This is a genomic window from Streptomyces sp. NPDC001020 (assembly GCF_053599115.1).
The window spans coordinates 152,496-160,607 of record NZ_JBSFLQ010000016.1; the positions used below are offsets into that span (position 1 = coordinate 152,496).

Consider the following 8,112-nt stretch of genomic DNA (forward strand, 5'->3'; position numbering starts at 1 on the left):
AACGCACCGGCACGGACCGGTGGAGCGTCGAGGAACTGCTCGCTGAGAGTCGATTCCATCGCCGGGGCGGCAGATGTGCGGCGGCGTGGGCCGTCACCATGGATGCCGCCGACCGCCCGGCAAACAGCCGCACAGGAAATGGTGCGTGAGCCGCGAGGTTTTCGACGCTCCCGGCGAGCGCGCCACCTGTCGCTGCACGCTGGGTCCGTCCGTGCCGAGCACTCCCGTGAGGAAAACCATGCCCCCGAACCCGACCGCGGTCCTCGCGCGCAAGACGCGCCGGGACCGGGCCGTCCGCGCCTTCGCCGGCCCGCACCAGACACCGGGCGCGGCGTGCGAGAGCGCGCGCACCGGCGCCGCACAGGTCGCCGACCTCGGGCCGGTGCGATGAGCGAGCGCCACTTCGAACTGCTGCTGCGTGGCGGCGAGATCGCGGACGGCACCGGTGCGCCACTGACGGCCGGGGACATCGGCGTCGTCGAGGGGAGGGTCCAGATCGTGGCGCCGGGCACGGCCGCCACGGCCGACCGGGTCGTCGATGTCTCGGGGCATGTCGTCGCACCCGGATTCATCGACGCGCACACACACTCCGACGAGACGACCCTCAACGGGACCGGTAACGAGCAGGCGCACGCGGCCGTGCTCCAGGGCGTGACCGTCGAGGTCTGCGGCAACTGCGGCGACAGCGCGTTCCCCGGGCCGTACAAGGACTTCGCGGACTTCGCCGACGCGCACGCCGCCTCCGGCCGCGCCAACCACCTGGTCTCGCTCGTCGGACACGGCACGCTGCGCGCAGCCGTCGTCGGCTACGCCGCACGCCCGGCCACGGCGGCCGAACTCGCCCACATGTGCAAGGTGTTGGACGAGAACTTCAGCGCCGGTGCCGCCGGGCTGTCGACCGGTCTGATCTACACGCCCGGCTCCTACGCGGACACCGCCGAGGTCACCGCGCTCGCGACGGTGGCGGCCCGGCACGGCAAGCCGTATGTGACGCACCTGCGCGACGAGATGTCCCGCGTCGAGGAGGCGCTCGACGAGGCGGTGGCGATCGCGCAGGCCAGTGGCGCGGCCCTGCACGTCTCGCACCACAAGACCGCGGGCAAGTACGGCTGGGGCGGCACGGAGCGGACGCTTCCGCGACTGGAGCGGTTGCGCGCCGAGGGCATGGACCTGACCTGTGACGTCTACCCCTACACCGCCGCCAGCACGGCGCTCGCCGCGATGCTGCCGCCCTGGGCGCACGACGGCGGCCCGGCCCGGATGCTCGAGCGACTGCGTGACGCCGGGCAGCGGGCACGTATGCGCGCGGCGATCGCCGAGGGCGTTCCCGGCTGGGAGAACACCGTCGGCAACGGTGGCTGGGACCGCATCTCGGTGGCCGGTGCCGCGCGGCACCGCGACCTTCAGGGCCGCACGATCGCGTCCATCGCCGAGGAGCGCGGGGCCGATGCCCTGGACGTGGTGGCCGAGTTGCTGCTCGCCGAGGACGGGGACGTGACCATCATCAGCCACTCGATGCGCGAGGACGACGTCCAGCGGGTGCTGAGCACGCCGTTCGCGATGATCGGCTCGGACGGCGTACCCAAACCCGGGCTCCCGCATCCGCGCTGGGCCGGGACGTTCACACGGGTCCTCGGCCACTATGCTCGCGACCTCGGACTGCTGTCGATCCCGGAGGCCGTACGCAAGATGACCGGAGCAACAGCGGCGCGGTTCGGCCTGACCGGGCGAGGCGTGCTGCGCGACGGCGCGCACGCCGACCTCGTGGTCTTCGACCCGGCAACGGTCGCCGACCGTGCCACCTTCGCCGAGCCGCTGCTGACGCCCGTCGGCATCCGAATGGTCCTCGTCGCCGGGACGATCGTGGTTCGGGACGGTACGGTCACCGGCGCGCGACCCGGGCAGGTGCTGGCATGCTGACTGCCTTCCCACCGCCGGAACTCCCCGGCACGCTGACGGTCGTGGTACCCGGTCTGCTGGAGCACCGCGCGGACGAGCAGTTGCCCCTGGCGAGCGTCGGAAAGCTGCTCCTGCTGGCGGAGGTCGCGCGCGGCCTGACCGGTGGCGCTCTGGAGGCCGGCGAGCAAGTCGAGTTGCTCGACGAGGACTACTGCGGCGGCTCGGGCCTGCTGGCCAGGCTCTCGCCCCGGCAGTGGACCATCGCCGACCTGGCGCGGCTGACCGCGGCCGTCAGCGACAACACCGCGACCAACGCCCTGATCCGCCGGGTCGGCCTCGACCGTGTCAACAAGGGCGCCGCGGAACTCGGGCTGACGCGGACGCGGATCCTGGACCTCATCCGCGAGCCCCGGCTGCCGGAGCACCCCCCGACCTTCGCGGTCGGCACGGCACGAGAACTCGCCGCCCTCGCACAGCAGATCGCCGGCCCCGCGCCCTGGGCGCGCCTCCTGCTCGGCTGGATGGCCGCGTGCAGCGACCGGAGCATGGTGGCGGCGACGATCCCGCACGATCCCGAGGACGACTCGGTCCAGGAAGTGCCCCTCGATCGTCTCTGGGTCGCGAACAAGACCGGTACCGACATCGGGATTCGGTGCGACGTGGGCGTCGTACGCGGCGCGCGGGAGGTCTGCTACGCGGTGCTCACCAACTGCGCGCCCGGCCGCGAGTTCGAGATGGTGCAGGCCATGCGCACGATCGGGACACGGATCGCAGCGTTCACCGGGTGACGTCCGCCCGGAACACGGGACTCAAGGACGCGCGCCTGCGGAGCGCCCCGGCCCCCCTGGGATGCTCCGCAGGTTCGACGCCGCGCTCACCAGGTACGCGATGAACGTGCCGAGCACCGGGTTCGCGTTCCCGGGCCGCGAGGCGACGCCGATCTTCCGGTACAGGCGCGGCCCGGACACCCGGGTCGTCTCCAGCCCGGTGGTGTCGTTGATGCCGAGGCTCGGTACCAGGGCGATCCCCATCCCCGCCCGTACCAGGCCGACGATGACCTCGTAATGGTCGCTGCGGCAGCGGATGTTGGGGGCGAAGCCCTCCAGGGCGCAGGCACGTTCCAGCACCGACCGTACCGGACTGCCCGTTCCGAACGACGTGATCCACTGCTCGCCGGCCAACTCGTCGAGTCGGACCTGGCTGCGCCGACCCGCCGGATGCCCGCTCGGCACCACCAGCAGTTGCGGCTCGCGGATCAACTCCCGGACCTGCACCCCCTCCGGCGGAGTCCATGGGTCCAGTGCGTGCTCGAACACCACCAGCACGTCGATCTCGCCCTGCTGCACACTGAGGGCCAACTCGTGCGGCTGCCCCTCGACGAGGTCCAGTTCGACACCGGGATAGCGGTTGGAGAACCGCGACAGTGCCTGCGGCAGCAATCGGTACCCGGCCGAGGCGAAGAACCCTATCCGCAAGTGTCCGGCGTCGGCCCGCGACTGTGCCAGGAGGTCCTTCTCGGCGGCGTCCAGCAACGCCAGCACCTCCTGCCCTCGCAGCGACAGACGCCGCCCCGCGGACGTCAGTCGCAGACTCTGGGCGCTCCGCTCGACGAGGCTGACTCCCGCCTCCTTCTCGAGCTGGGAGAGCTGGTGGGACACCGCGGACGGTGACAGCTTCAGCTCGCGTGCCGCCCCGGCGATGCTTCCACTCCGATGGACTTCGGTCAGGATGCGCAGGCGGTGCGTGTTCAGCATGTCGGCAGACTAACCAGCTCACGCGCGGTTGGCGATCACGCGTCGGAGCCTTATCCGACCGCCGGCGAGACACGGCCGTTGCCGACGGCGCCGGGCCGACGGGCAGGAGACGTAGGTCACATAGGGCCGTGTCACAGGGGATCGGGCTACCTCGTCTCAGGGGTGTAACCACTGATGACCACAGAGGAGCACACCATGGACGCGCGACTGAACTTCTTCGCCGACCCGACCGCCGGCAAGGTCCTCAAGCACTTCATGTCGGCGGGCAAGCTGCTCAAGGAATCGCCGCTGCCCGCCGCCACGCAGGAACTGGTGGCGCTGCGCGTGAGTCAGATCAACGGCTGCGCCGTGTGCATCGACATGCACACCAAGGATGCCGCCGCTGCCGGCGAGACCTCGGTGCGGCTCAACCTGGTCGCGGCGTGGCGGGAGGCCACGGTCTTCACCGAGGCCGAGCGTGCCGCGCTGGCGCTGGCGGAGGAGGGCACCCGGGTCGCGGACGCGGCTACCGGAGTCAGCGACGAAGTGTGGGCCAATGCCGCCAAGCACTACGGCCAGGAGCAGCTCACCGCCCTGGTGATCCTGGTCTCCTTCATGAACACGGCGAACCGACTGAACATCATCACCCAGCAGCCGGCCGGCAGCTACGAGGTCGGGCAGTTCCACTGAGGGGTGCAGGAAACATCAGGAAACATGTCGGGCAACAGGAGTACGACCTCATGAACGTTGCACTGTGGGTCGGTGCCGGACTGCTGGCCGCGGTGGCTCTGTTCGGCGGCCTTGTCAAGACATTCGTGCCCACGAGGAAACTGGCCGCGGCCCAGGGCGGGGAATGGATCGAAGACTTCGGCTTCGGCTTCGTCAAGGCGCTGGGCGTCCTTGAGGTCCTGGCCGCGATGGGCTTGACCCTGCCCGCTGTGGTCGACATCGCACCGGTCCTGGTGCCGGTGACCGCCGTGTGTTGGGTCTTGCTGATGGTCGGCGCGATGATCACGCACGGCCGACGCGGCGAGTCCAAGTTGGTCGCGGTGAACGTGGTCTACCTCGCGCTCGCGGCATTCGTGGCATGGGGCCGCTTCGGCCCCGAGTCCTTCATCAGCTGAGAAGATGCCCGCGCCGGCTGGTACAGCCGGTGTGAGGGCGTCGGGGGGGAAGGGGTTCGGTGTGAGCAAGGTCGAGGAGTTCGAGGAGCTGCGGCCGCTGTTGTTTTCGATCGCGTATCGGATTCTGGGCAGTGTGGGTGAGGCCGAGGACGCGGTGCAGGAGACATGGCTGCGCTTTGACGGCTCGTCGACCCGGCCCACGTCGGCCAAGGCGTTTCTGTCGGCCGCGGTGACGCGGATCTCGATCGATGTGCTGCGTTCGGCACGGGTGCGGCGGGAACAGTACGTGGGCCCGTGGTTTCCCGAGCCGCTGCTGAGCGATCCGTATCAGGATCCGGCGCGGGCGATGGAGCTGGCCGACTCGGTGTCGATGGCGGCGCTGCTGCTGCTTGAGCGGCTCAGCCCGCTGGAGCGGGCGGTGTTCGTGCTGCGGGAGGTGTTCGCCTTCGGGTTCGACGAGGTCGCCGCGGCGGTGGGGCGGTCGGAGGCGGCATGCCGGCAGTTGCTGGTGCGGGCGCGGCGCCACATGGAAGCCGGGCGGCCGCGGTTCGCGGCGGACCAGCAGGAGCGGCAGGAACTGGCGACGCGGTTCTTCGACGCGCTGAAGGGCGGTGACATGGGCGGGCTGCAGCAACTGCTGGCCGCCGATGTGCAGCTGGTCGGGGACGGTGGCGGCAAGGCCCCGCAGCTGGCCAAGGCCATCATGGGCGCGAAGAACGTGGCCCGGGTGCTGTGCACGGTCCTCCCCTTGATGAGCCGGGTCGACGTGACGTTCGAGCCGCACGAGGTCAACGGCCAGCCCGGCGCGATCTTCCGCGACCGGGACGGCAAGGTGCTGTACGCCTTGACCCTCGATGTCCTTGACGGACAGATCCAGACCATCCGCACGGTGATCAATCCTGACAAGCTCGGCCACATCGGGCCGGTCGCCGACGCCTGGGCCCTTGACCGCGAGGTGAAGCAGGCCCGTCGGCTGTCGAACGCGCCTCGGGAGTAGTGCGGGTCGGCTCGTTCACCAGGCAGCTCGGATTCCGCGACCGCACGGCACCTGTCCGCGGTGGCACGAACTCCCTGTTCGTCGTGCGGATGAGGAGGCGTACCCCGGCGTGGATACAACGCCCCGCGACCTCGTAAGGTCGATGCTGTTGGCATAAGCCTGGGCAAGGAGGTCGCGATGCCGAAGCAAGTCGTGCCCGAGGAGAGACGGCGCCGGCGTCGCCCCACCAAGAGCGGCACCGTGCTGTCGGAGGGTCTGATCGTCCAGACGGCGCTGCGGATGCTGCGCGAGCACGGCAGCGCCGGACTCACCGCGCGGCGCCTGGGCGCGGCGCTCGACTGCGACCCGAGCGCGCTCTACCGCTACTTCCGTGGGATGGACGACCTCACCCTCGCCATCGGCGACGCCCTCATCGGACAGGCGCTGCGGGGCTGGGAGCCATCGGGGGACTGGCGGGCCGACCTCAGGGGCCTCGGACTGCGTATTCACGCGGCCTATCTCGCCCATCCGCAGGCGGCCCAACTCACCACCAGCCGCGTGACCGGCCGGGCGAACGAACTGGCGGCGGACGAGGCGGTCCTGGAGGTACTGCGCACGGCCGGGTTCCCGCTGCCCGACACGGTGCGGATCTACCACGCGTTCATCGACCAGACGCTCGCCTTCGCCGCGCTCGACGCCGCCTCCCTGGCCCTGCCCAGCGCCGCGTTGCGCGCCGACGAGGACATGTGGCGCTCGACGTACGCCCGACTGCCGGCCGTGACCCACCCGCGCATCGCCGAGGCCGCGCCCCTCCTCGCCACCCGCATGGTCACCAGCGCCTACCCGACGGCGCTGGAGATGCTGCTGGAGAGCGCGGCCGCCCAACTCGCACTGGCGCCCGGCCAAGCCTGAACAGGCGTCTTTGGCACATGTGCGCGCGCTCGGGCGTGGCCGCTCTGCTGTGTCGCCGCACACGTCGGGCCGCGAGGTTTCTCGCGGCCCGGCGTCGGCGACACGTGGGTACGCGCTACCGGGATTCATTCGCAGTGCGCCGGGGTTTCACCCCGGTGGTGAAGCCAATCTGAAAGGGGCGAGGCGGAGCGTCGCGGTGGTCCTCCGGCGGAGCCGGACAGGGCTTCGCGTGGGACGGTTGCTGTTCGATGTCCGGCACCGCCCGCATGATCTGCCCGTGCGCCGTAGATGAGCATCCGTGGACACCTTGTGCCGGGACTTGGTCACGAAGTCCAAGTGAATGTGCATCACAGAGCACATTGCCGACCAGTCCGGATGTTCTGCTTATAAGGCATACCCCACATACGTAGAGTGACCTGCGTGCAGCTTCGGTACAGCTTCCGCCTGTACCCGCAGCCAGGCCAGCGCACCGCGCTGGCCTGGGCGTTCGGGTGCGCCCGTGTGGTGTTCAATGACGCGGTGCGCGCCCGCGAGGACGCCCGCAGGCAGGGCCTGCCGTTCCCGACGGCCGCGGTCCTGTCCCGCACTCTGATCACCCAGGCCAAGCGCACACCCGATCGCGCGTGGCTGGGGGAGGTTTCCGCGGTGGTGCTGCAGCAGGCGCTGCGGGATGTCGAGAGCGCCTACCGCAGCTTCTTCGCGTCGCTGAAAGGGGAGCGCAAGGGCCCGAAGCTGGGCGCGCCGCGCATGAAGTCGCGTAAGGACGCTCGGCAGTCGATCCGGTTCACGGCGAACGCCCGCTGGTCCCTCACCCCGTCCGGGCGGTTGAGCCTGCCGAAGATCGGTGAGGTGCGGGTGAAGTGGTCGCGCACCCTGCCGGCTGTCCCGTCCAGCGTGACCGTGATCAAGGATGCGGCGGGCCGGTACTTCGCCTCCTTCGTCATCGACACCGACCCGGCCGCCGACGCGGCCCGTATGCCTGACACCGACCAGAGCATCGGCATCGATCTCGGACTGGCCCATTTCGCGGTCCTGTCCGACGGTACGAAGATCGGCTCCCCGCGGTTCCTGCGCCGCGCGGAGAAGAAGCTCAAGAAGGCGCAGCGGGAGCTGTCCCGCAAGCAGAAGGGATCGAAGAACCGGGCCCAGGCCCGCCTGAAGGTCGCCCGCGCCCACGCGAAGGTGGCCGACGCGCGTCGTGAGTTCCAGCACCAGCTCTCCACCCGGCTGATCCGTGAGAACCAAGCGGTGGCCGTGGAGGACCTGGCGGTGGGCGGTCTGGCGCGTACCCGGTTGGCCAAGAGTGTGCACGATGCGGGCTGGTCCCAGTTCGTGGGCATGTTGGAGTACAAGGCGGCCCGGTACGGGCGGGCCTTTGTGAAGGTCGGACGGTTCGAGCCCACCAGCCAGGTGTGCTCCACCTGCGGACACCGCGACGGTCCGAAACCCTTGCACGTGCGGGACTGGA

General features: G+C 70.2%; 9 protein-coding genes. 8 read left to right on the forward strand and 1 reads right to left on the reverse strand.

The genetic code is table 11. The features are described 5' to 3' along the window. The first annotated feature begins 145 nt into the window (after positions 1 to 145). The 3 genes from ACWDEX_RS17720 to ACWDEX_RS17730 are packed head-to-tail and all read left to right on the forward strand — an operon-like array spanning position 146 to position 2,687. On the forward strand, positions 146 to 391 hold the full coding sequence (locus tag ACWDEX_RS17720; RefSeq protein WP_450464412.1) for a hypothetical protein: 246 nt from the start codon (positions 146 to 148) through the stop codon (positions 389 to 391). Further along, positions 388 to 1,920: an N-acyl-D-amino-acid deacylase family protein gene (locus ACWDEX_RS17725; protein WP_450464413.1), complete on the forward strand. Its 1,533-nt coding sequence runs from the start codon at positions 388 to 390 to the stop codon at positions 1,918 to 1,920. The genes ACWDEX_RS17720 and ACWDEX_RS17725 overlap by 4 nt, the downstream gene beginning before the upstream one ends. Next, positions 1,914 to 2,687 carry a serine hydrolase gene (locus ACWDEX_RS17730; RefSeq protein WP_450464415.1) on the forward strand — a complete coding sequence of 258 codons (774 nt, stop codon included), beginning with the start codon at positions 1,914 to 1,916 and terminating at the stop codon, positions 2,685 to 2,687. The genes ACWDEX_RS17725 and ACWDEX_RS17730 overlap by 7 nt, the downstream gene beginning before the upstream one ends. 21 nt (positions 2,688 to 2,708) lie before the next feature. On the opposite strand, the gene ACWDEX_RS17735 is transcribed toward ACWDEX_RS17730, so the two are convergent. After that, positions 2,709 to 3,653, reverse strand: coding sequence for a LysR family transcriptional regulator (locus ACWDEX_RS17735; RefSeq protein WP_450464417.1), 945 nt, complete (start codon positions 3,651 to 3,653; stop codon positions 2,709 to 2,711). A 195-nt stretch (positions 3,654 to 3,848) separates the two neighbouring features. Between ACWDEX_RS17735 and ACWDEX_RS17740 the strand changes: the two genes are divergently transcribed. From ACWDEX_RS17740 to ACWDEX_RS17760, 5 genes are all read left to right on the forward strand, one after another. Beyond that, entirely contained in the window at positions 3,849 to 4,322 is a 474-nt protein-coding gene (locus ACWDEX_RS17740; RefSeq protein WP_450464428.1) for a carboxymuconolactone decarboxylase family protein, read from the forward strand. Between the two features lie 50 nt (positions 4,323 to 4,372). Further along, on the forward strand, positions 4,373 to 4,756 hold the full coding sequence (locus ACWDEX_RS17745) for a DoxX family protein (RefSeq protein WP_450464419.1): 384 nt from the start codon (positions 4,373 to 4,375) through the stop codon (positions 4,754 to 4,756). 61 nt (positions 4,757 to 4,817) lie between these two features. Continuing rightward, positions 4,818 to 5,753 (forward strand): RNA polymerase sigma-70 factor, encoded by a 936-nt coding sequence (locus ACWDEX_RS17750; protein WP_450464421.1) that lies wholly within the window; start codon positions 4,818 to 4,820, stop codon positions 5,751 to 5,753. Positions 5,754 to 5,930: 177 nt separating this feature from the next. After that, positions 5,931 to 6,644 (forward strand): TetR/AcrR family transcriptional regulator, encoded by a 714-nt coding sequence (locus tag ACWDEX_RS17755; protein ID WP_450464422.1) that lies wholly within the window; start codon positions 5,931 to 5,933, stop codon positions 6,642 to 6,644. A gap of 420 nt (positions 6,645 to 7,064) precedes the next feature. Continuing rightward, the coding region (locus tag ACWDEX_RS17760; protein WP_450464423.1) for an RNA-guided endonuclease InsQ/TnpB family protein at positions 7,065 to 8,112 on the forward strand (1,048 nt) is incomplete at its 3' end.